Source organism: Actinoallomurus sp. CA-150999, assembly GCF_050942425.1.
GTDB lineage: Bacteria > Actinomycetota > Actinomycetes > Streptosporangiales > Streptosporangiaceae > Actinoallomurus.
Window position 1 is genome coordinate 5,208,034 of sequence record NZ_CP192063.1, and the last position, 23,509, is coordinate 5,231,542.

The window sequence follows — 23,509 nt, forward strand, 5'->3', positions numbered from 1 at the left end:
CGCCATCGTGAGCAACCACAGCGACTCGACGCTCTCCAGTGACCGCTACGCAACATCACCGATCCCTAAGGAAACCTGTGAGCCTGGCGAGACGAAGATCGACGATCTTGGCCAGCTCGGTGCGGACGACGCGGCGCTCGGTCTCGACGTCGTGGTCCAGTCGGGCCCGCAGCTCGGCGAGCAGCTCGGCGGCGCTCCGCCCGGTGGCGCAGATCAGGAAGACATGGCCGAAACGTTCCTCGTACGCCACGTTACTCTCGGCCATCTCCCGCCGGATCTCCCCGGCGGCCGCGTCCATCCCGGACTGCTCGCCGCGGGACCACCGGGCCTCGCGCCCGGCTCCGGCCGGCCGGTCCCCGATCCGGGGATGGGCGGCCAGTGCCTCGAGGACGTCGTCCCAGCCCAGCCCGGCCAGGGCGCGGGCCGAGGCGGCCCGCAGGGCGGCCAGGTCGTCGTGGTGCCCCGCCGCGACCGCGCGGGCCCATCGGCGGGAGGCGCAGCAGGTCAGCAGCTCCGCCTCGGACGGCGCTCGCGTAGACTCATCCGGCCTCCCTTGATCGGACCGTGCCGCCACCGCGCCTCCTCACCCGTTCGCCCATTCCCGGCAAGTACACATAGGCCGGACGGGGTAGGTCGAGACGCAGGACCTCCGAACCGTGACCGCCGGCCTCTGCGGTGTTCCGTAGGTTCCTCCAAACTCGGCCGTTCCGCCGCGACACCGCCCGGTGTCCACTGATCGGAGACGATCGACGAAGGGAGCCTTCATGCGGCTGCGGAGTCTCCTGGCCATGCCCGATCTGCGGCTGGAACTCGTCACCGGACACGGTGAGCTCGACCGGACGATCCGCTGGGTGGTCACCACCGACCTGAAGGAGCCCGGCCGCTACCTGAGCGGCGGTGAGCTGGTCCTGTCCGGCCTCGTGTGGCGGGCCCGTCCCAGCGACACCGAGATCTTCGTGCGGGCCCTGGCCAAGGCCCGGGTCTCCGCGCTGGCGGCCGGGGACGCCCAGTTCCACACCATTCCCGCCGACCTGATCGATGCCTGCCGCCGTCGCGGCCTGCCGCTGTTCCGGGTGCCGGAGGACGTCGCCTTCGCCAGCGTGACCGAGCAGGTCATGCGGCGTCTGTCGACCGCTCGCGCCGCCGACCTGACCGCCGTGCTGGGCCGTCACCGCCGCCTGGTCGAGGGCGTCACCGAGGGCTCCGGCCTCGGTCCCCTTCTTGATCTGATCGGCCGTGACCTGGGCATGCGCTGTTGGGTGCTGGCGCCTCCCGGCCGGCTGGTCGCCGGCTCCCATGACCTGCCCGACGCCTTTTCGCGCGCCGACCTGGTCCGCGCCTTCCTCACCGCCCCGCGCCTGCCGGTCCCGCTCCCGGGCCGGGACCTCTCGATCCTTCCCGTCGCCGGGGACACCACGTCACGCGTCGCCGACTGGCTCCTCGTCTGCGAGGGCGACTGGACGGAGTGGTCCGCCGAACGCCAGGCCCTGATCTCCGAGCTGACCGCGATCGTGGCCATCGAGCGCGCCCGCTCGGACGATCGCGTGAGCGCCGGGAGACGTCTGGCCCAGGAGCTCGTACGTCTCGTCGTGGCCGATGCCGCCACCACCGAGATCCTGCCCCGCCTGGAACTGGCCGGGCTCGACCCCGCCGCCGTCATCGCCGTGGCCGCGAGCGCCGAGCGCGCACCGCGTCCGGACGAGCTCTGCCGCCTGCTCCGCGAGATCCTTCCCATCGGGTCCGCCGTCGGACTCGTCGACGACGAGGCGGTCGCGCTCGTCCCGGACGCCGGGCCCGACCTCGCCGGAGAGATCCGGCGGGCGCTCCTGGCCCTGGCCCCCGGGCTCACCGACGGCGGCCTGGCGGTGGGCGTCGCCAAGGCCACCACCGCGGAGGGACTGCGCGGCGCGGTCAAGGAGGCCCGCCACGCCCGCTCGCTGGCCGTCGGCGGCACCGGCCCGGTCCGGGTCGTCGGCCCCGGCGAACTCGCCACCCACGCCCTGCTGCTGGCGAGTGTTCCCGACGACGCGCGGACCATGTTCAGGGATCGCGTGCTCGGACCGCTGTGCGCCTACGACGAGGCGCACCGCACCGACCTGATCCGCACGCTGGAGGTCTTCCTCCAGGTCTCCGGCTCCTGGACCAGATGCGCCGACCAGATGCACCTCCACGTCAACTCGGTGCGCTACCGCATCCAGCGCATCGAGGAGCTCACCGGCCGTGACCTCGCCTGTCTCGAAGACCGTGTCGACCTCTTCCTGGCCCTCCGCCTCCGCTGAACGGAAGCAGGCTCCGGTCGTGGATGTGTCAGTTGAGGAGCGGGTCATCGGGCGGGGGAGGAGGGTCCAGAGCCTCGAGCATCTCCCCGTCGCCGAGCGCCTGGCCGGCCAGCGCGACCTCGGGGAACGTCTGGCCGGTCGGTAGCTGTGGCACCGGTCCGATCCCGAGGCGGGCGGCCGGGTCGATCAGCGCCTGATCCGGCCCGACCGCCGATACGTTCATGCGCCGGAGCGCGGCCCACATCGTCACCTGGTTGGCGGAGAGCACCGGACGTTGCAGCTCGGCCTCCAGGTACGGGATCACGTCGTAGGTGGGGAGATTCGTGCAGCTGATGAACAGCGCGTCGGCGGCGCCGACCATCGCCTGGCGAGCCATCTCCGCGACGTCGCGATACGGGACCTTCCATATCTCCCGCGTCAGGCCGAGGTAAGCCCGCCCGGTCACCGCGACGCCCGCCTCGCCGAGAAAGTCCTCCAGCGAGTCGGTCACCGATTTGGTGTACGGGGTGACGATCGCGACATTGCGCGCACCGATCTCCGCCAGCGCTTCGAGGAGCGCGCCCGAGGTGGTCACCGCGGGTAGCTCCGCGGCCTCGGTCATCGCCATGGACATCGCCTGTTCGCCCGCCATCCCGCCGACGAAGCTGCCGGAGGTGCACGCGTAGGCGACCACCTCGGGCCGCACCGCGTGCAGCGCGCGGACGGCCTCACGCAGCGTCTCGTGCTCGCTGACGATCCGCGCCATGTCGAGGCTGACCTCGACCGGGACGAACGGCGTGCGCGTCAGATACAGCGACGTGTCGTCCGGTACCCATCGCCACAGCTCGCGGTCGAGCGCGAAGTCGAACGGCGCGACGACGCCGATGCCGCGCTGCGGGATCGGACCGCCGAGAAAGGTGAGCTGCAAGACGACCCCCTTAGGGGCGAAGGGTACCGGGCAAGATCGCATGTTGCTGACTGTCGACAATCTTCTGCCGTCAGGGCGCACGGCAAGGCGTACGGCCGGATGTGGTCGAAGCGCGAAACACGAGGCCAGCGGGGTGGACCGCCGGTAAGAGCTCGGGTGTCACGGGATCAGTCTGCGATGCGGCCCGTCGTCGCACCAGCAAGAATTTCCAAGGTCTGGCATTAGCATCCCTACATGTTCGAGGTGCGTCGGCTCAGGCTGCTTTGGGAGTTGGCCGCGCACGGGACGATCGCAGCCGTGGCCGAGGCCTGCGCGCTGTCACCGTCGGCCGTGTCGCAGCAGTTGTCGTTGCTGGAGCGGGAGGTGCGCACCCCGCTCCTCATCCGGGATGGCAGACGCCTGGTACTGACCGAGGCGGCCCGCATTCTCGTCGCGCATACCGAGCGCGTCCTGGCCGAGCTGGAACAGGCGCGCGCGGAGGTGGCGGCGCTCGACCACAACGTGCGGGGGACGGTGGGGCTGGTCGCCTTCCCGAGCGCGGCGGGCGTGCTCGCCGCGCCGGCCATCGCCGAGTGCCAGACGACCTATCCGGACCTGCGCGTCCTGCTCGGCGAAGAGGAACCCGAGCAGAGCGTGGCGGGCCTGCGGGCCCGGCGAATCGACGTCGCGCTGGTGTACGAGTACAACGTCCTGCCACGACTGCAGGACGCCGGCATCGAGCTACAGCCGCTGCTGCACGAGCCCCTGCTGCTGGCCCTGCCGCCGAGACGCGCCACCCAGATGGGGGACGGTGGTTCCGGCAGCCTCGAAGGGCTCAGCCAGGAGCGCTGGATCGCGCCGGGCAGCGACAGCGCGCTGCGGTCCGTGCTGGTGCGGGCCTGTAACGCCGCGGGGTTCGATCCGCAGCTGGACTACATCAGCGACGACTACCGGGTGATCATGGCGCTCGTGCAGGCCGGAGTCGGGGTGTCGCTGATCCCTCGTCTCGCGGCGGAACAGCTGGCCGCCGAGGTGCGCCTGCAGCCGGTCACCGACCTGCGGCTGAACCGCACCGTGTCGGTGGCCGTGCGGTCGGGCAGCGGCGGCGACCCGGCGATCGCCGCACTCGTCCGCGCGCTGCGTCGTGTGGCCGGGTGCGAGTGAGCGCCCATCGGCCCGCGCGTCCGTCGCGCGGGCGCATCGGCGGGAGCTTCCGCTCGGTAACCGCTCGGCCACTTGCCAAATGATCGCCAAGCTGTTGTCATAACCGGATCGTGTCGACATTCGATTGTCGACAAGAGGGCAGTCGGCTGCGGAGGGGCTCCGGCTGCTGCTTGTCCGGCTTGTCGTAAATCAGCGACATCGGATGTGGGCAGCCGAAGGTTCTGGACAGACGGGCGGAAGGGATCACCGCGATGGGCAACGCCATCGAGTGGTTCGACTACGGCATCTACGGATACCTGGCCAGCTATGTGGGCAAGGCGTTCTTTCCGGCGCATGACTCCACGACCCGACTGCTGTCGACCTTCGGCGTCCTGGCGATCTCTTTCGCGATCCGCCCGTTCGGCGGGATGTTCTTCGGGCCGCTCGGCGACCGGCTCGGGCGGCAGCGCGTGCTCGTGCTGACGCTCACCCTGATGTCGCTGTCCACGTTCGCGATCGGCGTGCTGCCCACCTACGCCGTGATCGGCGTCTGGTCTCCCATCCTGCTGATCCTGGCGCGGCTGCTCCAGGGATTCTCCACCGGCGGTGAGTACGGCGGTGCCGCCACGTTCATGGCGGAGTACGCGCCGGACGACAGGCGCGGCTTCTACGGAAGCTTCCTGGAGTTCGGCACCCTCATCGGCCTGAGCGTCGGCGCGTCCATGGCCACGCTGATGTCGACGCTCTTCAGCGACGCGACCGTCTCCTCCTGGGCCTGGCGGGTGCCGTTCCTGATCGCGCTGCCGCTGGGCGGGATCGGCCTTTACCTGCGGACACGGCTGGAGGACACCCCGATCTTCGAGGAGCTCGCCGCCCGCGGCGAGACCGCGAGGGCGCCCTTCCGGGAGACCCTCAGGTACTGGCGGCCGATCCTCATCCTGATGGGCTTCGTGCTGCTGCTGAACGTCACCGACTACGGCATCCTCACCTACATGCCGACGTACCTGAAGGACGTGCTGGGTCTCAGCGAGGTGGCCGGCGACGCGATCCCGCTGGCCGGTGATGGTCGGCATGATGGTGGTGATCGCGCCGATCGGGGCGCTCTCCGACCGGATCGGGCGCAAGCCGATCATCCTCACCTCGTGCATCGGCTCGATCCTGCTGTCGGTGCCGCTGGTGGCGCTGATGGGCGTCAAGAACATGGCCGCGACCGTGGTCGGCCTCATGCTGCTGGCGTTGCTCCTGCTTATGCCGGAGACAGCCGGGCATTCACTCCGCGGACGCCGTGACCCGGCCGCGACCGAGACGGCCTCGGGCATCTTCGAGGGCGTACGCGGCGTGGCGCCGACCGTGGGAATGGCCGGATCCGAAGCCGCCGGCGGCTGACGAAGAGACCGTCCCGCCAAGCCGAATCGCCGAACGATCGGAGGATCGACAGTGGATCGCTACATCGAGATCACGCTTGAGAAGCGCGGCGTGAGTTGCGTCGCGAAGCTGCTGGACGACAGGGCCCCGCGTACCTGCGAGGCGGTCTGGAACGCCCTGCCCCTGGGCAAGGACGTCTTCCACGGCAAGTACGCCCGCAACGAGATCTACACGCTGGTGCCGGCGTTCGCCGAGGTCGAGCCGGGCACCGAGAACCCAACGATCACCCCGATCCCCGGCGACGTCGCCTACTTCTCCTTCGCCAACTGGCAGCTGAACACCAGCTCGCACGGATACACGCAGGGAGGCCGTCCGCAGGAGCACGAGAGCATCGTCGACCTCGCGTTGTTCTACGAGCGCAACAACCTGCTGCTCAACCCGGACACCGGCTTCGTACCCGGCAACATCTTCGCCACCATCACCGAAGGCCTGGACCGGATGGCCGAGGCGGCGCAGGATCTGTGGCTGTCCGGTGTGATCGGGGAATCCCTCACCTTCAAGCGCGCCTGACCGGTTCCAGACGGAAGTGGGGCCGGGCGAACGCCCGGCCCCACCCCCCCTGCTCGATCAGCCGTGCGGCCGGACCGGGCCCGCGGACACGACCCCATCGCTCACCAGCGCCTCGAAGAGCGTGTGAGAGGCGCGCAGCACCAGCGCGTCCCGGTGCCGGGCGGCGACCAGTTGCACACCCACCGGAAGTCCCTCCGCGGTCGTTCCACAGGGCACACTGGCCGCCGGCTGCTGAGTGAGGTTGAAGGGGTAGCTGAACGGCGTCCAACCGGTCCAGCGCTCGAGACCGCTGCCCTCAGGGACCTCCCGGCCGGCCTCGAAGGCGGGTATCGGGATGGTCGGGGTCACCAGCAGGTCATGGCGTTCGTGGAACGCGCCCATCTTCCGGCCCAGCGCCATGCGCTCGTCCACCGCGCCGAGGTAGTCGAGGGCGCTCATGGCCGCTCCCTGCCGGCATATCTCCCGCAGCCCGGGGTCGAGCCGCTCCAACTGCTCGGCCGTCAGGTGCTCGACCACCTTGGCCGCGCCGGAGAACCACAGGGTGTGGTAGGCCTCCACCGGATCGGCGAATCCGGGGTCGACCTCCTCGACGTGCGCACCCGCCTCGGCGAGCAGCGCGACCGCCCGTCGCACCCGGGCGGCCACCTGCGGATCCACCGGCGCGCCCGCCAGGGTCGGGCTGTAGGCGACGCGCAGACCGCGTACCCCGCCGGCTTCAGGGGCGATCTCGGCCCGGAAGCTGCCCGCGTACGGCGCGAGAGCCGACCAGTCGCGGCTGTCGGCGCCACAGATCACGTCCATCATGAGGGCCGCGTCCGCCACGGTACGGGTCATCGGCCCGGCGTGGGCCAGCGTGCCGAACGGGCTCGCCGGGTAGAGCGGGATCCTGCCGTAGGTGGGCTTGAGGCCGAAGATGCCGCAGAACGCGGCGGGGATGCGCACCGAGCCGCCGCCGTCGGTGCCCACCGACAGCGGGGCCAGGCCCAGCGCGACGCCGGCCGCACTGCCCCCGCTGGATCCTCCGGAGGTGCGCGAGGGATCCCACGGGTTGCGCGTCACTCCGGTCAGCGGGTTGTCGGTGACTCCCTTCCAGCCGAATTCCGGAGTCGTCGTCTTGCCGACGAAGACCGCTCCGTGCTCGCGCAGCCGGGCCACGCTCGGCGCGTCCTCGTCCCAGTCGCGGTCGGGGTCCACGCTCAGCGAGCCGCGCAGCGTCGGCCGGCCCTTGGTGAGCAGCAGGTCCTTGATGGAGACCGGAACGCCGTCGAGCAGGCCCTGGGGTTCACCTCGGCGCCAGCGCTCCTGCGATTCCCGCGCCTGCGCGCGCGCCGTGTCACCCTCGATCAGGCAGAAGGCGTTCACCAGAGGGTCGAGCCGTTCGATGCGGTCGAGCACGGCATCGACCACCTCGACGGGGGACAGGCTCCGGTTCGCGTACGCCGTGACCAGCTCTGTCGCGGTGTACGCGCAGAGTGCGTCGGCGCCGGGACCCTCCGTTGCGGTTCTGCCGTCGTCGAGCTCGGTCATCAGATGCCCTCCTCGATCTTCGGGGTGTCCGCCGCGGCCACGGGCACGTACCCCAGCTTCTTGTCCACGATGTTGTGCAGGGGACGGCCGGTCACCCAGCGCTCGAAGTTGCTCAGGAAGACCTCGGCGAGGTCTTCCAGCCAGCCGTGTGTGTCGGCCGACATGTGCGGGGAGACGAGTAGCCCGGGGGTCTGCCACAGCGGGCTGTCCTCGGGCAGCGGCTCCTCCCGGAACACGTCCAGGGCCGCCCCTCCCAGCCGGCCCTCGCGCAGCGCCGCCACCAGGTCGTCCTCGACGACCAGCGGGCCGCGGCCGACGTTGATGAAGCGCGCGCCGCGCTTCATCCGGCCGAACGTCGCGGCGTCGAACATGTCGGCCGTCTCGTCGGTCAGCGGCGCGGCACTGACCACCCAGTCCGCCTCCGGAAGCAGCCGGGGCAGCTCGGCGAAGCCGTGGACGCGGCCGAAGTCCGGATCGGCCGCACGGGCGGTGCGTGCCACGAGTGCCGTTCGCAGGCCGAGCGCGGACAGCAGCTGGGCCGTGGCGCGCCCGATGGGGCCGCCGCCCACCACCACGGCACGGGTGCCGGCCACCCGTTCCGTCTCCCGGTGCCGCCAGACGCGAGAGCGCTGCAGGTCGTACGTGCCGGGCAGATCCTTGGCCATGGCCAGTACGAGACCGGCCACGTACTCGGCGATCGGCCGCTCGAAGACCCCACGGGAATTGGTGATCACGGCGTCCGAGTCGATCAGCGCGGGGAAGATCAGGCGATCCACACCGGCGCTGGCGGTGTGCACCCACCGTGGTCCGCCGTGGGCGGGCCAGGCCTCGGGCAGGGCGTCGGTCAGGAAGTCCCACACCAAGAGGACGTCGGCCTCCGCCAGCGCCTCGCGCAGGCCCTTCTGCGTGACCTGCCGTAGCCGGGCCGCCTGACCTAGACGTTCCAGGAGCGGTGGTCTGTCGTCCCCGAGAACCACGACGACAGGGGGTCCGGTCTCGCTCATCAGGCGCCCTTCAGATCGCTGCGACGTGCTGGGGGTCCCGCATGCCCGGGCGGGAGCCTTCCGGGCATCCGAAAACGCCGCCTCGTCATGGTGTTGACACGCTAGGTACCCGTTCCTACTGTTGTCAACAATCTACATATCGGTGCCGAGGTGGTTCGGCACGCGCCACTCTCCTCGGCCACGGCCCGACTTATTGCCGAATGTCAACAGGCTGCAAGGCGACTTAGACTGTCCCCTGCTTCGAAAGGGCGCTAACGCATGACTGACCGGACCGCGACGGTGGGATTCCTTTACCCGGGATATTCCGCGGAGGATGACTACCCGCTGCTGGAGAGCAAGGTCGCGGGCGGAGTTCGGCTTCCCCTCGTGCATACGGACATCGGGGAGGACGCCCACCGTGTGGACGCTCTGCTGGAGATGGGGGCGATCCACCGGCTGGCCGACCGGGTGGGACGGCTCAAGGAACACGACGTCGACGCGGTGGTGTGGGCCTGCACCAGCGCTAGTTTCATCTACGGGTGGGACGGCGCCCGGCAGCAGATCGAGGAGCTCTCGCGGGTGAGCGGCCTGCCGGCGTCCAGCACCTCTTTCGCCTTCGCGCACGCGGTGCGGGCACTGGGCGTACGCCGCCTCGCGGTGGGCGCCACCTATCCCGAGGACGTCGCGGCCTATTTCGTCCGCTTCCTCGAGGCCTCGGGCGCCGAGGTGATCCAGGTCTCCGGCCGGGGCATCATCACCGCCGCGGAGGTGGGCACGCTCGGGCGCGAACAGGTGCTCGAGCTGGCGCGCTCGAACGATCACCCTGACGCCGATGCCGTGCTTCTTCCCGATACCGCACTGCACACCGCCGCATGGCTCGACGAACTGGAAGAGGCCGTCGGCAAGCCGGTCCTGACGGCGAATCAGGTCAGCGTGTGGGAAGGTCTTCGGCTGGCGGGGGACACCCGGCCGCGGGATGGGCTCGGTTCCCTTTTTCGAAGCACCCACATCATCGCTCCTGTGGGAACTGAGGAGCGGCCTTGACAAAGGAACGAACGCACCATGGCGGAATCGAGAACGCTGCGGCCGCTCAAACGAGAACCGGCGGTGACCATCATCGCGTCTCGGCTGACCGACGCGATCATGGACGGCACGCTTCCACCGGGCGTTCAGCTCGGTGAGGCGGAGCTGGCCGCGCAGCTCGGCGTCAGCCGCGGCCCGTTGCGCGAGGCCCTGCAACGCCTCGTGCAACAGGGCATCGCCCGAAGTGTGCCCCACCGCGGTGTGTTCGTCATGACCCTGAACGAAGACGACGTGCGCGACATCTACCTCGCCCGGACGGCCATCGAGTCCGCCGCCTGCCGTCTGGTGCTGCAGCAGAATCCGCAACGTACCGCCGACCGCCTGGCCAAGGTGCACCGCGCCATGGCCACTGCCGCTCGCAAGGGAGACCCGGCCGCCCTCAGCGCGGCCGACATGGAGTTGCACCAGGTGCTCGTCGAGGAGTCGGGCAGCGTCCGGCTGAAGCGGATGGCGGAGACCCTGTTCGTCGAGACCCGGATGTGCATGACCGCGCTGGCGGACGAATACCCGATGCCGGTGGAGCTGGTCGAGGAGCACGCCGCGATCATCGAGGCCCTGCGCGCGGGCGACGAGGCGCGGCTGTACGCCCTGCTGGACGACCACATGCAGGACGCCGTCCGTCGGCTGACCGGTCACGGCCGGCTCACCGACCCGTCCGGACCGATCGCGGCGGCCGACCGGACGGCCTGACTTTGTGTCTTAGGTCAGGCCGCCGTCGACGGCGATGCTCTGGCCGGTGACCCATCGGGCGTCATCGGAGGCGAGGAAACCGACGACATCGGCGACATCCTCGGGTCGGCCGACCCGGCCCATCGGGATCCTCCGGGCGATCTCCTCGGTGGGAAGGCCCAGCGTCGCCCTCAGTCCGTCGGTGTCGGTCAATCCGGCCAGCACGCTGTTGACGGTGATGCGCCGAGCGGCGGCCTCGCGGGCGAACGTGCGCACCAGTTGCTCGCCGGCCGCCTTGCTCGCCGAATACAGCGCGGGTGGGTTGCCCGTCCGAGTGAGCGACGAGGAAATGAACACGATCCGGCCATTGTCCCGTAGCCGGGTCGCGGCCTCCCGGAGCGCCACGAATGTGGCGCGGGCATTGGCGCTGAACGTACGGTCATAATCGTCGTCGTCGGCCTCGGCGATGGTGCCGTAAGCGACTCCGTAGGCGTTGTGCACGAACACGTCGAGGCCACCGTAATGCTGTTCGGCGGCCTGGAAGAGCGTGCGCAACTGCGCCGGATCGGTCACGTCCGCCTGTACGACGGTGGCCCGCTCGCCGGACTTCTCGATGGCCGAGGCGACGTCTTTCGCGGCGTCGAAGTCGTTCTTGTAGTTGATGATCACGCGCATTCCGTCAGCGGCCAGTCGCGAGGCTATGGCCCGGCCGATCCCTCGCGAGCTCCCCGTGACCACGGCGACCTTGTCCGTCATGACGCCTCCCCGATCGTATGAGTATCGAATGATATGCAAACCATACATCATCTGAGTCGAGATCCGAGGGAGCCGTGTCCAGTACGACGCAGCGTTGGTCTTCCGGTGAGTTGCTCGATGGCGCCGCACTCGTCACCACGGTGGCGGCTCGGTCCGTCAGGCGGAGGAGACGTACACCTGGATGATGCCGGCCGCCACGCGTACGGCCATCCGCGGCAGAGCCGGAAGCGGTGCCGGAAGCCGGTGGTGGAGGACGGCGCCGTCGAGCGCGAAGAGCGCCTGATGGCAGGGGCAGCGCAGCCGTGCGCCGCCTTCCAGATGCAGGCGGCATCCCTGGTGCGTGCACACGCCGGAGACGGCGCGCAGCCGGCCGCCGTCGCGGGTCACGAAGCCGGTGACACTGCCGGCGTCGAAGGAGCGCACCGCGCCCTCCGCCAGGTCGGCGGCGGCGACCACCGGGTGCCACCGGCCGCTGTCGGGGATCATCGTGCCGTCGCCCGGCGGTGTCTCGCCACCGGTGAGCGCGCGGTCGATCGACACTCCCGCCACGGCGCCGGCCCCGGCGAGCGCGCCTCCCAGGACCAACCGGCGTCCGACCGGCATCGGCGCTCGCGCGACGTCCGGCTCCGCCAGGCGACGGTGCAGGTCGGCGACGAACTCCTCGCGCGGCGCGTCCGATCCCGGGCGCGCGGCACGCAGCTCGATGGCGAGGCGGAGCGCGTCGGCGTCCGCGTCGTCGACCGGGAAGGTACGCGGGCGGCGGCCCTTGAGCAGATCCTCGACGTAACGCCGGAGACCCTTCATGGGTCACCTCCCCATCCTGTCGTCCCGGCGATCCTCTCGCAGGACCTCGGCCGCGAGCCTGAGCGCACGATGCTGGAGGACCTTCGCGTTGCCGACGCTGACTCCCAGCTCCCGCGCCGCCTCACGGATCGAGTAGGACCGGAGGAACCGCAGTTCGAGGACGCGCCGGTAGCGGTCGGGCAGCGCCGAGAGGATCCTGGCCACGCGTTCGGGCGAACGACCGTCCTCGGGCGGCCGGCCGAAGTCGGCCGCCACACGTTCGATGTCGATGGCGGTGATCTCGTGCCCGAGCGTCCGGCGCCAGTGCGCGGCCAGCACCGAACGCGCGGTCGCCAGCAGGTACGCGCGGACCTCGCCCACGCTGGCGGAGGTCCGCAGCGGGCGCAGGGCGGCGAGGAAGACCTCGGCGGTGAGGTCTTCCGCGTCCGGCCGGTTGCCGACCTTGGAGAACATCAACCGGTAGATGCGATGCACGTTGTCCAGGTAGATGGCCTCCCAGCCGGTATAGGCCTCACCCTCCACCAAGCGGAGCGGCGTCCGGGGCTCGGAAGAAGTCTCGGCATCCGGCCCCGGGCGCTCGCGCCGGCCCGGGATCCAGCGGTCCATGACCAGCCCCCTTCACCATTTTCACATGGCGGTACGGCCAGGGCCCTCAGCCGAGCTTCTCGTCGCGGATCGCCAGGGCGTGCCGGCCTCGTACGTAGCCGACCTCGCGGATGCCGAGGGCGTGCCGCAGTCTGCCGGCCGGCAGGGTGACCGGAGCGGGCGCCGGACCGACCCCGGGACGGGGCAGCGGGTAGGCGGTGGTCGTGGCGCTGTGGAAGGTGACGTTGCCCTCGGTCTTGGTGAACAACTGGTGGATGTGGCCGTTGAGGCAGGTCACGGACGCGAAGCGGCGCAGGAGGCTCAGGGCCTGTACCGAGTCGTCGGTCGCCCAGCCCCAGTTCGGGTACAGCGCGAACATCGGGATATGGCTGAACACGACGATCGGTGTGTCGCTCGACAGGCCGGCCACGTCCTTGCGGATGAAGTCGAGTTGCTCGGTGCCGAGATGGCCGAGCTTGCTCATGTGCAGCGTGTTCACCAGCGCGATGAAGTGCACGCCCCGCACGTCGAAGCTGTACCAGCCGTCCCCGCGGGCACCGGCGCCGAAGGCCTTGCGGTACTTCTGGCCCGCGTCGTCGATGGAGTCGTGCTCGCCCGGCACCGTGAAGACGTGACCCGTCTTCAACCCGGTCATCATCTGCTTGACCTGGTCGAACTGGCCCGGTGTGGCCAGGTGGGTCAGATCCCCGGTGTGGATGACGAAGTCCGGCCGGTGCTCCAGCGCGTCGATCCGGTGGAGCGCGTCGGAGAACGAGTCGGCGACGTCGGTGTTCGCCGGTCCGTGGAAGCCGATGTGGCTGTCGCTGATCTGCGCGAACCGCACCGTGGCGTTCGCGGGCAGGGCGTCGCTCGAGTCGGCGACGCGGCTGACCACCTCACCGGCGGCGACCGCGAGGACGACCGCGCCGCCGAACCACGCGCTGTGCCGGAGCAGCTGACGTCGGGTCATGCCGGCCGGGTCGTTCTGGTCTTCGGGCGTCGGCGTGTTCGGCGCGTTCATGGCCGCACCACCACCGTTCCGCGCATGAACGGGTGGATCGTGCAGGAGTACGGGTAGCTGCCGGGCTTGGTGAACGTGAACCGGAACGTCTTCCCGGATCCCAGTGTCGGGGAGCGGAACGCGCCGCCGTCGGCCGTCACCGTGTGCGGCTCCTCGTCCTGGTTCGTCCAGGTCACCGTGGTGCCGACCTTGACGGACACCGACGCGGGCCCGAACGCGAAGCTCTTGATCGACACCGCGTTCGCGGCGACGGGAGCGCCGCGCGGCGCGGCGCCGGAGCCACCGGGCATTTTCATCCCGGGCATCGCATTGCCGGGCGCGTTCGGCCGCGGGGCGGGCTGGGAGCTTCCAGCCGCCGGCCCCCAGCCGCAGGCGGCCTGCACGGCCAGCCCGCCGATGGCCACGAGCGCCGCGGGCCGGCGTCGCCCGCGCGCGAGGTGTGTGTAGAGGTTCATCTGTCGTCCCATCCGTTCCGCCTGGGCGGACGTCGTCGCGTATCCGCTGTTCGCGGACCTTCGACCACAGATAGGACCGGGGGTTACACCGTGATCTCCGAATACCGGCCGTAACCTCCCCGCCTATCTCCTTTCGAGGGGTTCGCCGCCCGACCTGGCCGCTGCTGCCAGAGCCCCGGCGGCACGTACTCGACAGATCACCTTGATGCCGCGGATCGCGTCCGTGGCCCCGTTTTCGGAGGTATGCCATGTGCCGCCATCGACCGCACTGCCCACCGGCCGACGCCGTCGACCGGGACGCCGCCCACACCGTCGCCTCCCATCCCGAGCAGGGATGGAGCCTGCTGTGCAACGGCGTCATCGTCTTCGACGACACGGGAGAGCTCTTGCCGGACGGCGGCGTCGTCCCGCCGCACCGGCCGACCGATGTCCCTCACGGTCCCGTACCGCGACCACGGCCTGCGCGGCCTCGTCCGCAATGGCGACACGCACGCTGCGGCCGCGACCGAGGAGGTACGGCGTGAGCACCCGGCCGATCAATGATCACGGCCTCTTGTCGGACTGCCGCTCGGCCGCGCTGGTCACGTCGGACGGCTCGGTGGACTGGCTGTGCTCGCCGCGCTTCGACAGCCCGGCGACCTTCGCCAGGCTGCTGGACGAGGACGCCGGCCACTGGTCCATCCGCCCTCGCGGTCCCGCGCAGGTCACCCGCAGGTACCTGGAGGACACCCTCGTCCTGGAGACGACCTTCCACACCCGCGGTGGCACGCTCGTGCTCGTGGACGCCCTCGCCCTGGGCGACCGCGAGCGCGGGCACCGCCTGGGCGTGTCCTCGCCGGGTGTCCTGCTGCGCGAGGCGATCTGCGTCCAGGGGCGCGTCGACCTCGAGGTGACCTACGCTCCGCGTCCCGAGTTCGGGCTCGTCCATCCGCTGCTGGAATCTCTCCCCGGTGCGCTGGTCGCGCGCGGCGGTGCACAGGTGCTCACGCTGTCGACGCCGATCGACCTCCGGGTGAGCGGTTCGATCGCGCACGGCACGGTCGCGCTCCGAGCCGGCGAACGCCTCGGAATGGCCCTGCACGCCCGCCCGTGCTGGGAGGTGGAACCGGTGTGCTGGAGCCCGCGTGCCGTCCACCGCCGCATCATGGACACCATCGCCGGCTGGCGCTCCTGGTCCCGGCTGCACGCCGACTACCACGGGCCCTGGCAGGACGAGGTGGGACACAGCGGACGAGTGCTGCGCGCGTTGACCTTCGCCCCCACGGGAGCGATCGTCGCCGCGGCTACCACCTCCCTGCCCGAACGCATCGGCGGAGAACGCAACTGGGACTACCGCTACACCTGGATCCGCGACGCCAGCCTCACCGTCCAGGCCCTCACGACCGTCTCCTCGTGCGACACAGAGCAGGAGGCGTTCTTCGCCTTCCTCGCCCGGACCGCGGCCACCCAGCTCGACCGGGGCGTGGACCTGCAGATCATGTACGGCATCGGAGGCGAATGCGATCTGACCGAGCGGCCGCTGCCGCACCTGACCGGCTGGCGCGACAGCGCGCCCGTGCGCGTCGGCAACGACGCGTGGCGCCAGCGCCAGCTGGACGTCTACGGCGAGATGCTCGACGCCGCTCACCGGCTCTCCGGTCACACCACCGAGCACCGCCTCGACGCCGTCACGCGCGCCTTCCTGCTCGGCGCGGCCGACGCGGCGGCCCGCCGCTGGCGGGAACCGGACCAGGGCATCTGGGAGATCCGCGGGCCCAGCCGCCACTTCCTGCACTCGAAGCTCATGTGCTGGGTGGCCCTCGACCGAGCGATCGCCCTGGCACCCGCCCTCGGCGCCACCAGCCGCGTCGACGACTGGAAGCGCACCCGCGCCCAGATCCGCGCCGCGATCCTCACGGAGGGCTGGAACCCGGAGACCGGCACGTTCACCCGCGCGTTCGGCGACACCGACCTCGACGCGTCCGCGCTGACCATCCCCATCGTCGGCTTCCTGCCCGGCGACGACCCTCGCGTCCGCGCCACGGTGGCGGCCGTCGCCACCCGCCTGACCGACACGCGAGGCCTGGTCCGCCGTTACGACGCCGCCGACGGGATCGCCGGGGAAGAGGGCGCCTTCCTCCTGTGCACCTTCTGGCTCTCCCACGCACTCGCCCTCACCGGCCGGCGCGCACCCGCCGAGCAGGCGTTCCGGACGGCCGCCTCCTACGCCAACGACGTCGGCCTCCTCGCCGAAGAGGTCGACTCCGTCACCGGGGAGCCCATCGGGAACTTCCCCCAGGCGTTCAGCCACGTCGGCCTGATCAACGCCGCGCGCGCCATCCGTGACACCGCGCGCGGACGGCCCACGGCCGCAGAGACACCGGTTGCGGCCATGGCGTGCCGCGCCAGGACGCTCACGCCGGCACCGATGCGTCGGCGCCTGTCCCGTACGGCCGAAGGCGGGGCGCGGCGAGAGCCCTGATACGCCGAGTGAATCCCGTGAAAGCGGATGAAAGGCCATTGCGGCTTGATCGGCTGATTGTTGTGCTTTTCGCAGCCCCGCGAAGCCCTCCGTCCGCGACCGGTCCGACCTGTCGCGGGCGGATTCCGGTGATCGGAGATGGTATGCGAAGGACCTTGGCCGTCTGCGCCGCCCTGCTCGCCGCCCTCGGCGCGGGCTGCGCGACCAGTGGCACGTCCGGTCAGAAGCAGGCCGACCAGAACGCCCCGGCCACGCTCACCTACTGGTCGACCGGAGGCGACGACGACACCGCCATCTTCCAGGGAGCGGCCGACCTCTACCACCGGTCGCACCCCCGGGTGACGATCAAGGTCCAGACACTGACCTGGGACGACGCGTACGCCAAGATCCTCGCCGCGGTGACCGCCCGCAACGGACCGGACATCATCTCCGGCGGTATGACGTGGGGCATCCAGTTCGGCCGCAGGGGCGGCATGGTCGACCTGCGCAAGTACGGGATCGACCCGCTCAAGGCGCAGGCACATCCGGCCCAGTGGAAGTCGGCCGTCTCTCCCGACGGCACCATCTACGGCGTCCCGCTCGACATGTCCACCGAACTCCTCTACTACCGCACCGACCTGCTGAAGAAGGCGAACGTGGCCGCGCCGCCGAAGACCTGGGAGGAGCTGACCGCCGACATCGGCAAGCTCAAGGCGGCCGGGGTCGCGCGGCCGTTCAGCATCGACTGGGGAAACCTCGACTGGATCGGCTACTTCAACTTCCTCTATCAGGCGGGCGGCTCCTTCTACACCCCGGACTGCAAGCCCGCGCTGGACACGCCGCAGGCGCGCCGGGCCCTGGACTTCTACGTCGGCCTCTACCGCACATACGGCGCGCCGACCGCGAACATCAGCGGCGAGAACGCCCTGGAGACCGGGACCGCGATGACGTACGCCGGGAACTGGATCGGCAACACGATCACCGCCTCCAAGCCGAAGCTGAAGGGCCGGTGGGCGGTGACGACGATCCCGGCGGGCCCGGTGAACCCGACGGCGTTCATCGGCGGGCGCGCGATCGGCGTGATGTCGTCCAGTAAGCACGTCGCCCAGTCGGTCGACTTCATCAAGTTCCTCTACTCCGACCAGGCGATCGAGACGATGGCCGGCGTCGCCAAGGGCCGCGGAGTGCCCTACCTTCCGCCCCGGCCCGACCGGCTGGACCGGGTGGACCTGACGCCCGGCGAGCGCACGGCCATCGCCGAGTCGTTCAAGACCGGCGTCGCCGCGCCCGGCTGCCCGGGCTGGGACGAGAGCGCACCGGAGGTCGCCAAGCAGCTACAGGCCGCCATCCTCGGCAAGGCCGATGAGGGGACGGCGCTACAGCGCAGCGCGCAGGTGATGCAGCGGAACGCAGGATGACGCGCGGTGCCGCGAGCGCCGAGCGACGCTCCATCGCACGACCGTATCCGGCTGAGGGGAGCCGGACGCGGGTGCGGCGTGGCGCCGTGTCGTACGTGATGTTGCTGCCGTTCGTCGCCCTGTTCGTCGCGTTCCTGCTGTGGCCGCTGGCCAACTCGCTGTACCTCAGCCTGACCGACTTCGACGGGATCAACGCCCCGCGGTTCACCGGGCTCGGGAACTTCCGCCGGATGCTGCACGACGACCGGTTCCGCCACGCCCTGTCCAACACCGCGCTGTACGTCGTCGCGACGGTCGTGCTCACGACGGTGCTGTCGCTGGGGATCGCGCTGGCCTTCCGGAGTTCGGCCTGGCGGGACCGTGTGATGCGGACGATCTTCTTTCTGCCGTCGGTCACCTCCACGATCGCGATCATGCTGATCTGGAAGTGGATCTTCGATCCGAACGACTTCGGGCTGGCCAACACGGTCATCGGCTGGTTCGGCCATGGGCCGGTCCAGTGGCTGGCGACCCCCGGCCTTAGCGTGCCGATCCTCGTGCTGATGGCGGTCTGGGGCGGCATGGGCTACGGGATGGTCATCTTCGTGGCCGGCCTGAACGCCATCCCCGAGGAGTACTACGAGGCCGCCCGGATCGACGGGGCGTCCACCTGGCAGCAGTTCCGCCGGATCACTCTTCCGCTGCTGCGCCCGGTGACGACGTACGTCGTCGTAACCTCGCTGATCGGCGCCTTCCAGGTGTTCGAGGCGGTCTACATCGTCTACCGGACGCAGGCCAACACCATCGGCGGCGTCCTGGACTCGGCGCTGATGATCGTGCCGTACCTGTACGACATGGGGTTCACGCACTTCCAGCTCGGCTACGCCTCGGCGATCGCCTGGGTGCTGTTCGCCGTCATCTTCGGGATCAGCCTGGTCAACCTGCGCGCCGGCCGGGCGCTGGAGGAGATCCGATGACCGCCACGGGAGTCACCGGCCGGCGTCGGGACGTCCGGGGAACGCTGCTGCGCCTGCCCTTCTACCTGCTCGCGCTGACCATGATCGCGCCGTTCTACTGGATGCTGATCACCGTCTTCAAGCCGTTCTCCGAGGTGACTCGCCAGCCGCCGTCCTTCGTGCCGGAGCATCCGACGTTCGACTCCTTCTACGATCCGGCCTGGACGCCCGCCCGGACCTCGGCCGCGCACACCAACGGGTTGTTCCAGCGTTTCCCGCAGGTGTCGCTCGGGTTCTGGCGCTTCCTGATCAACAGCCTGCTGATCACGACGACGATCACGGTCGGCTCGCTCCTGATCTGCTCGCTGGCCGCGTACGTCATCGCCAAGCACCGGATCCGCGGCCGGCGGGTGATCTTTCTGGTGATCGTCGCGTCGATGATGGTGCCATGGCAGACGACGCTGGTGCCGAACTACGTGATCGTCCGCAATCTCGGCTGGCTCGACACCTACCAGGGGTACATCGTGCCCGCGCTGGCCAAGGCGTTCGTCGTGTTCTTCCTCGTGCAGTACCTGCACGCGATCCCCGACGAGCTGATCCAGGCCGCCCGCGTCGACGGCGCGGGGGAGTGGCGGATCTGGTGGCGGATCGTGCTGCCGTTGCTCCGGCCGGCCCTCGCCGCCATGTCGATCCTCATCGTGCTGGCGGAGTGGAACAACTTCCTTTGGCCGCTGATCATCGTGCAGAGCGACCGGATGGCGAACGTCCCGGTCGCGCTGGCCCGGATGAACTCCTACTACGTCGGCGCGCAGAGCGAGGGCGCGATCATGGCCGGGGCCCTGCTGGCGTCGCTGCCGACGATCGTCTTCTTCCTGGCCTTCCAGCGGCACTTCACCCGAGGGATCGTCCTGTCGGGTATGAAGGGCTGAGCCGCCGGGTGGCGGAACCACCGGTCGAGGGGGCGTCGATGCAGGTCAGTGCGGTTTGTGGCTGAATTCGGGTGGCGTGACTCCGGCGCTATTCCCTATTCCCGGTTGACTTTGTAGGGTTTTGTCCGTGTCCAGAACGGAAGTCCCGGTGCTGTCGCTGACCGACGCGCGTCGTCGGCGTGCCGACCGCGCCCGCCAGGTCGCCGACATGCTGCGCCGCCGGCTGCACGTCGGCGTTCTGCCGGGGGAGCCCGAGCTCGTCCGGGAGTTCGGCACCTCACGGAACACCGTGCGCGACGCGCTCGACCTGCTGCGCGCGGAAGGACTGATCGAACGCCTGCCCGGCGTCGGCACCGTGGTCGTGGGCCGGAAGTACGCGCACGGCCTCGACCACCTGCTCGGGCTGGCCGAGACGCTCCACTCCCACGGAGAGGTCACCAACGAGCTCCGGGCGACCGGACTGATCACCGCACCGCCGGCCATCACCGCGCGGCTGCGCCTGCCCGACGGCGAGCCCGTCGTCTACATCGAACGGCTCCGCCGCCTGGCCGGCAGCCCGCTCTCCCTCGATCTGACCTACCTGGTGCGCGACGTGGGAGAGCCGCTGCTGCGCGAGGACCTCGCCCACAACGACGTCTTCGTGCTCATCGAGCGGCTCACCGGGACGCGCCTGGGCACCGCCGACCTGACCGTCGAGGCGGTCAACGCCGACCAGCACTCGGCGGCCGTCCTGGAGGCGGCCCCGAACTCGGCGCTGCTGATGGTCGAGCGCCTGACCCACCTGGCCGACGGCCGGCCGGTGGACCTGGAGTACATCCGCTTCCGCGGCGACCGCCTGGCCATGCGCGGCACGGCGCGGCGGGACCCGGCCGAGGAGGCCGGAGCATGAGGGGGCCGGCGGACATACGGCGACGCCACGGCGTACGGCTCGTCCGCCGTCTCCACGTCGACCTGCGCCGTCAGGCCGGAGCCCTGTGTAGCCGCTGAGAGCGGGGCTGGACCCACGCCCTTCGCGAAGCCGCGCCGCGATGTCCGGCGCGATCACCTTTCACCGCTGGTACGGCCTTCGGAGTCCCACCATGCCTCTTGTCAACCATCGTGCCGACGTGCCCGTGACCGTCGACGAGTCGCTGTGCATCGCCGGCTGCACGCTCTGCGTCGACGTGTGCCCGCTGGACGCCCTGGCCATCCACCCGGAGACCGGCAAGGCGTACATGCACGTCGACGAGTGCTGGTACTGCGGCCCCTGCGCGGATCGATGCCCCACCGGCGCCGTGACCGTGAACATCCCCTACCTGCTGCGTTGACGCTGCGGAGCGCGAGAACGAGATGCGAACAACGAGAACGCCCGCCCTGCTTGCCGCCCTGATCCCGATCGTCGCCGGCTGCACCGTGGCCGGCAACGCCGCCGAGGGGACCATCCGCGTCGTCGTCGGCTACCAGTCCAAGACCATCAACACCGTCACGGCCGGCACACTGCTGCGCTCGCTCGGCTCGTTCGAGTCCCGGCTCGCCGCCCTCGGCCGGCGGACCGGCAAGAAGTACACGGTCGTCTGGCAGGACTACGACACCGGAGCGCCGATCACCGCGCAGATGATCGCCGGGAAGATCGACATCGGTTCCATGGGCGACTACCCGCTGCTGATCAACGGGTCCCGCTCCCAGGCCCAGGGCGGTGACGCCGTCACCGAGATGGTGTCCGTCACCGGGTACAACCTCAAGGGCGCGCTGAACGGCGTCGTTGTCGCACCGGGTTCGAGCGCCCGGACGCTGCGGGACCTCAAGGGGCAGGCCGTCTCCGCCAGCGTCGGATCCGCGGGGCACGGGACGCTCGTCCAGGCGATGCGGAAGTACGGTCTCGACCCCGCCCACGACGTCCGGATCGAGAACCAGCAGCCGCCGGTCGGCACGTCGGCGCTGCAGTCCGGCAGCGTGAAGGCGCTGGCCCAGTTCGTCGCCTGGCCCGGCCTCCTGGTCCAGAAGGGGCAGGCGCGGCTGCTCTACGACGGCGGCTCGCTCGACGTCCCCACCTTCCACGGGGTCGTGGTGCGCAAGAGCCTCGCCGGTGCTCGGCCGGACGTGCTGAAGGCCTTCCTCCAGGCGCAGATCGACGCGACCCGCTACCTCCACACCGAGCCGGTCAAGGCCGCGGAGCGCGTCGCGCGGGCGACCGGCCTGCCCCCGGAGGTGGTCTACCTGTACAACGGCGCCGGCGGAGTGGCGACCTTCGACCTGACGATCAAAGCCCCACTGCGGGCGGCCTTCGAGCACGACATACCGTTCCTGAAGTCGATCGGCGTGCTGCAGAAGCCGCTCGACCCCGCGAAGTTCATCGATGACAGCTACCTGCGGCAGGTGTACGGCGGCTCCTACGCCACGGACGCGGCGGCCACCGCGAACCCGGCCGCCATCACCGGGACGGACGCCGCCTGCCACGTTCCCGTCAAGGACGCGGCGACTGCGGGTGAGATCTGGCTGAACGGCGAAGAGGCCACGCACCCGGCGGCCGATCCCGTCTGCCTGCTCCGCGGGATCCGGGCGTTCCAGGACTCCGGCCGGACGGTCCGCGCCGCGTATGTGCCCGGCGCGGCGACCGGGACCCGGTGGTTCGCCGACAAGATGGTCTGGGTGCTGGACCCCGCGGCCGCGAAGGACCGTCGGCTCATCCCGTTCACCACGCCGGAACAGGCGCGCGCCTACCTCGCCGGGCACGCCGGCGCGAAGACCGTCGCGTACGCGGAGGCGGTGAGCGCGGCATGAGCGGCCTGGTCACCCGGCGAGAGGACACGCGCCTCCGGGCGCGGCCCGCGCGGGAGACGACGCCGCCCCTCGCGCCGCCCGCGGCTCCGCGCCTCCGGCGGGTGGCGCTTCGCACGGCGTCCGTGCTCGCCGCCCTCCTGATCTGGCAGGCGGTCACGGCGACGAACCTGCGGCTGGGGGTGCGGTTCGACCGCCTGCCCGGCCCCATCGAGGTCGCCCGGCAGTTCGCCGACCACCTCGGCGGCGGCCAGTACTACCTCGACGTGGCGCAGAGCCTGGTCCGGATCCTGACCGGATTCACACTGGCCGCCGCGCTGGGGATCACGGTGGGCGTCCTGGTGGCGCGGTCGCGGCTCGCCGAGGACATCCTGCAGCCTCTCTTCGAGCTGGTCCGCCCGATCCCCGCGATCGCGATGGTGCCGGTCGCCATCCTGATCTTCCCGAAGAACGAGCAGGGGATCGTGTTCATCACCTTCGCCGCGGCGTTCTTCCCCATCCTCGTCAGCACCCGGCACGCCGTACGGGCCCTGCCGACCGTGTGGGAGGACGCGGTCCGGACCATGGGCGCCGGACGGTGGCGCGTGCTGTGGAGCGTCGTGCTGCCCGGCGCCCTGCCGGGGGTGTTCGGCGGGCTGTCGATCGGCATGGGCGTGGCCTGGATCTGCGTGATCTCCGCCGAGATGATCTCCGGCGACTACGGCATCGGCTACCGGACCTGGCAGGCGTACACGATCGTCGACTATCCCGGAGTCATCATCGGCATGCTCACGATCGGCCTGCTCGGCAAGTTCACCTCGGGCGCCGTGGAGCTGGTCGGCCGCCGGGCCACGCGCTGGCTCCCCGCCGAGGCGAGGAGCCGGTCATGAACGTGCTGGAACCGCGTACGGAGGAGCCGGTCATG

General features: G+C 70.4%; 23 protein-coding genes and 1 pseudogene. 15 read left to right on the forward strand and 9 right to left on the reverse strand.

Annotated elements, in window-relative coordinates; genetic code table 11:
• Positions 1–55 precede the first annotated feature (55 nt).
• A complete protein-coding gene (gene uraD / locus ACQP2O_RS24410; RefSeq protein ID WP_433189428.1) occupies positions 56–574 on the reverse strand; it encodes a 2-oxo-4-hydroxy-4-carboxy-5-ureidoimidazoline decarboxylase in 519 nt (172 codons plus the stop codon).
• Between the two features lie 190 nt (positions 575–764).
• Between uraD and ACQP2O_RS24415 the strand changes: the two genes are divergently transcribed.
• Positions 765–2,279, forward strand: coding sequence for a PucR family transcriptional regulator (locus ACQP2O_RS24415; RefSeq protein ID WP_433189431.1), 1,515 nt, complete (start codon positions 765–767; stop codon positions 2,277–2,279).
• Positions 2,280–2,307: 28 nt separating this feature from the next.
• Here the strand turns inward: ACQP2O_RS24415 and ACQP2O_RS24420 are convergent, their stop codons facing one another.
• Positions 2,308–3,186, reverse strand: a complete 879-nt coding sequence (locus ACQP2O_RS24420; RefSeq protein ID WP_433189434.1) for a maleate cis-trans isomerase family protein — start codon at positions 3,184–3,186, stop codon at positions 2,308–2,310.
• A 234-nt stretch (positions 3,187–3,420) separates the two neighbouring features.
• Between ACQP2O_RS24420 and ACQP2O_RS24425 the strand changes: the two genes are divergently transcribed.
• The 3 genes from ACQP2O_RS24425 to ACQP2O_RS24435 all read left to right on the forward strand — a co-directional run bounded on the left by ACQP2O_RS24425 (position 3,421) and on the right by ACQP2O_RS24435 (position 6,243).
• Positions 3,421–4,329 carry a LysR family transcriptional regulator gene (locus tag ACQP2O_RS24425; protein WP_433189437.1) on the forward strand — a complete coding sequence of 303 codons (909 nt, stop codon included), beginning with the start codon at positions 3,421–3,423 and terminating at the stop codon, positions 4,327–4,329.
• 251 nt (positions 4,330–4,580) lie between these two features.
• Positions 4,581–5,597, forward strand: coding sequence for an MFS transporter (locus ACQP2O_RS24430; RefSeq protein WP_433189440.1), 1,017 nt, complete (start codon positions 4,581–4,583; stop codon positions 5,595–5,597).
• Positions 5,598–5,757: 160 nt separating this feature from the next.
• Positions 5,758–6,243 carry a DUF3830 family protein gene (locus ACQP2O_RS24435; RefSeq protein ID WP_433191155.1) on the forward strand — a complete coding sequence of 162 codons (486 nt, stop codon included), beginning with the start codon at positions 5,758–5,760 and terminating at the stop codon, positions 6,241–6,243.
• Positions 6,244–6,300: 57 nt separating this feature from the next.
• Here the strand turns inward: ACQP2O_RS24435 and ACQP2O_RS24440 are convergent, their stop codons facing one another.
• Together ACQP2O_RS24440 and ACQP2O_RS24445 are read right to left on the reverse strand one after the other, a co-directional pair.
• Complete coding sequence (locus ACQP2O_RS24440) at positions 6,301–7,770, reverse strand: amidase (protein WP_433189443.1); 1,470 nt, start codon at positions 7,768–7,770, stop codon at positions 6,301–6,303.
• Positions 7,770–8,774 carry a D-2-hydroxyacid dehydrogenase gene (locus tag ACQP2O_RS24445; protein WP_433189446.1) on the reverse strand — a complete coding sequence of 335 codons (1,005 nt, stop codon included), beginning with the start codon at positions 8,772–8,774 and terminating at the stop codon, positions 7,770–7,772. Before ACQP2O_RS24445 ends, ACQP2O_RS24440 begins: the two co-directional genes overlap by 1 nt.
• A 258-nt stretch (positions 8,775–9,032) precedes the next feature.
• Here ACQP2O_RS24445 and ACQP2O_RS24450 point away from each other — a divergent pair, with 258 nt between their 5' ends.
• Both ACQP2O_RS24450 and ACQP2O_RS24455 read left to right on the forward strand, forming a co-directional pair.
• Positions 9,033–9,797, forward strand: coding sequence for a maleate cis-trans isomerase family protein (locus ACQP2O_RS24450; protein ID WP_433189449.1), 765 nt, complete (start codon positions 9,033–9,035; stop codon positions 9,795–9,797).
• An 18-nt stretch (positions 9,798–9,815) separates the two neighbouring features.
• On the forward strand, positions 9,816–10,526 hold the full coding sequence (locus tag ACQP2O_RS24455; protein WP_433189452.1) for a GntR family transcriptional regulator: 711 nt from the start codon (positions 9,816–9,818) through the stop codon (positions 10,524–10,526).
• Between the two features lie 9 nt (positions 10,527–10,535).
• On the opposite strand, the gene ACQP2O_RS24460 is transcribed toward ACQP2O_RS24455, so the two are convergent.
• From ACQP2O_RS24460 to ACQP2O_RS24480, 5 genes are all read right to left on the reverse strand, one after another.
• On the reverse strand, positions 10,536–11,261 hold the full coding sequence (locus ACQP2O_RS24460) for an SDR family oxidoreductase (RefSeq protein ID WP_433189455.1): 726 nt from the start codon (positions 11,259–11,261) through the stop codon (positions 10,536–10,538).
• Positions 11,262–11,417: 156 nt separating this feature from the next.
• Positions 11,418–12,065 carry a Rieske (2Fe-2S) protein gene (locus ACQP2O_RS24465; protein WP_433189458.1) on the reverse strand — a complete coding sequence of 216 codons (648 nt, stop codon included), beginning with the start codon at positions 12,063–12,065 and terminating at the stop codon, positions 11,418–11,420.
• A 3-nt stretch (positions 12,066–12,068) separates the two neighbouring features.
• Positions 12,069–12,671: an RNA polymerase sigma factor gene (locus ACQP2O_RS24470; RefSeq protein ID WP_433189461.1), complete on the reverse strand. Its 603-nt coding sequence runs from the start codon at positions 12,669–12,671 to the stop codon at positions 12,069–12,071.
• A gap of 46 nt (positions 12,672–12,717) precedes the next feature.
• A complete protein-coding gene (locus tag ACQP2O_RS24475; protein ID WP_433189464.1) occupies positions 12,718–13,671 on the reverse strand; it encodes a metallophosphoesterase family protein in 954 nt (317 codons plus the stop codon).
• A complete protein-coding gene (locus tag ACQP2O_RS24480) occupies positions 13,668–14,126 on the reverse strand; it encodes a plastocyanin/azurin family copper-binding protein (protein ID WP_433189467.1) in 459 nt (152 codons plus the stop codon). Before ACQP2O_RS24480 ends, ACQP2O_RS24475 begins: the two co-directional genes overlap by 4 nt.
• 248 nt (positions 14,127–14,374) lie before the next feature.
• Between ACQP2O_RS24480 and ACQP2O_RS24485 the strand changes: the two are divergent.
• The 9 genes and pseudogenes from ACQP2O_RS24485 to ACQP2O_RS24525 all read left to right on the forward strand — a co-directional run.
• Positions 14,375–14,548, forward strand: a pseudogene (locus ACQP2O_RS24485) (DUF5999 family protein); the annotation flags it as partial.
• A gap of 98 nt (positions 14,549–14,646) precedes the next feature.
• Positions 14,647–16,587, forward strand: a complete 1,941-nt coding sequence (locus ACQP2O_RS24490; RefSeq protein ID WP_433189470.1) for a glycoside hydrolase family 15 protein — start codon at positions 14,647–14,649, stop codon at positions 16,585–16,587.
• A 143-nt stretch (positions 16,588–16,730) separates the two neighbouring features.
• Positions 16,731–17,984 (forward strand): extracellular solute-binding protein, encoded by a 1,254-nt coding sequence (locus ACQP2O_RS24495; protein WP_433189473.1) that lies wholly within the window; start codon positions 16,731–16,733, stop codon positions 17,982–17,984.
• A 71-nt stretch (positions 17,985–18,055) separates the two neighbouring features.
• A complete protein-coding gene (locus ACQP2O_RS24500; protein WP_433189476.1) occupies positions 18,056–18,940 on the forward strand; it encodes a carbohydrate ABC transporter permease in 885 nt (294 codons plus the stop codon).
• Entirely contained in the window at positions 18,937–19,848 is a 912-nt protein-coding gene (locus ACQP2O_RS24505) for a carbohydrate ABC transporter permease (protein ID WP_433189479.1), read from the forward strand. The genes ACQP2O_RS24500 and ACQP2O_RS24505 overlap by 4 nt, the downstream gene beginning before the upstream one ends.
• 127 nt (positions 19,849–19,975) lie before the next feature.
• Complete coding sequence (locus ACQP2O_RS24510) at positions 19,976–20,737, forward strand: GntR family transcriptional regulator (RefSeq protein ID WP_433189482.1); 762 nt, start codon at positions 19,976–19,978, stop codon at positions 20,735–20,737.
• 190 nt (positions 20,738–20,927) lie between these two features.
• On the forward strand, positions 20,928–21,155 hold the full coding sequence (locus ACQP2O_RS24515; protein ID WP_433189484.1) for a 4Fe-4S dicluster domain-containing protein: 228 nt from the start codon (positions 20,928–20,930) through the stop codon (positions 21,153–21,155).
• A 22-nt stretch (positions 21,156–21,177) separates the two neighbouring features.
• On the forward strand, positions 21,178–22,608 hold the full coding sequence (locus tag ACQP2O_RS24520; RefSeq protein ID WP_433189487.1) for an ABC transporter substrate-binding protein: 1,431 nt from the start codon (positions 21,178–21,180) through the stop codon (positions 22,606–22,608).
• Positions 22,605–23,474, forward strand: coding sequence for an ABC transporter permease (locus ACQP2O_RS24525; RefSeq protein ID WP_433189490.1), 870 nt, complete (start codon positions 22,605–22,607; stop codon positions 23,472–23,474). Before ACQP2O_RS24520 ends, ACQP2O_RS24525 begins: the two co-directional genes overlap by 4 nt.
• Positions 23,475–23,509 lie beyond the last annotated feature (35 nt).

Coding starts and splice junctions, on each gene's coding strand:
- ACQP2O_RS24475 (WP_433189464.1), bottom strand. CDS start 13,671: ATGAACGCGCCGAACACGCCGACGCCCGAAGACCAGAACGACCCGGCC.
- ACQP2O_RS24515 (WP_433189484.1), top strand. CDS start 20,928: ATGCCTCTTGTCAACCATCGTGCCGACGTGCCCGTGACCGTCGACGAG.
- ACQP2O_RS24430 (WP_433189440.1), top strand. CDS start 4,581: ATGGGCAACGCCATCGAGTGGTTCGACTACGGCATCTACGGATACCTG.
- ACQP2O_RS24415 (WP_433189431.1), top strand. CDS start 765: ATGCGGCTGCGGAGTCTCCTGGCCATGCCCGATCTGCGGCTGGAACTC.
- ACQP2O_RS24440 (WP_433189443.1), bottom strand. CDS start 7,770: ATGACCGAGCTCGACGACGGCAGAACCGCAACGGAGGGTCCCGGCGCC.
- ACQP2O_RS24470 (WP_433189461.1), bottom strand. CDS start 12,671: ATGGACCGCTGGATCCCGGGCCGGCGCGAGCGCCCGGGGCCGGATGCC.
- ACQP2O_RS24450 (WP_433189449.1), top strand. CDS start 9,033: ATGACTGACCGGACCGCGACGGTGGGATTCCTTTACCCGGGATATTCC.
- ACQP2O_RS24525 (WP_433189490.1), top strand. CDS start 22,605: ATGAGCGGCCTGGTCACCCGGCGAGAGGACACGCGCCTCCGGGCGCGG.
- ACQP2O_RS24495 (WP_433189473.1), top strand. CDS start 16,731: ATGCGAAGGACCTTGGCCGTCTGCGCCGCCCTGCTCGCCGCCCTCGGC.
- ACQP2O_RS24460 (WP_433189455.1), bottom strand. CDS start 11,261: ATGACGGACAAGGTCGCCGTGGTCACGGGGAGCTCGCGAGGGATCGGC.
- ACQP2O_RS24480 (WP_433189467.1), bottom strand. CDS start 14,126: ATGAACCTCTACACACACCTCGCGCGCGGGCGACGCCGGCCCGCGGCG.
- ACQP2O_RS24505 (WP_433189479.1), top strand. CDS start 18,937: ATGACCGCCACGGGAGTCACCGGCCGGCGTCGGGACGTCCGGGGAACG.
- ACQP2O_RS24445 (WP_433189446.1), bottom strand. CDS start 8,774: ATGAGCGAGACCGGACCCCCTGTCGTCGTGGTTCTCGGGGACGACAGA.
- ACQP2O_RS24520 (WP_433189487.1), top strand. CDS start 21,178: ATGCGAACAACGAGAACGCCCGCCCTGCTTGCCGCCCTGATCCCGATC.
- ACQP2O_RS24425 (WP_433189437.1), top strand. CDS start 3,421: ATGTTCGAGGTGCGTCGGCTCAGGCTGCTTTGGGAGTTGGCCGCGCAC.
- ACQP2O_RS24455 (WP_433189452.1), top strand. CDS start 9,816: ATGGCGGAATCGAGAACGCTGCGGCCGCTCAAACGAGAACCGGCGGTG.
- ACQP2O_RS24465 (WP_433189458.1), bottom strand. CDS start 12,065: ATGAAGGGTCTCCGGCGTTACGTCGAGGATCTGCTCAAGGGCCGCCGC.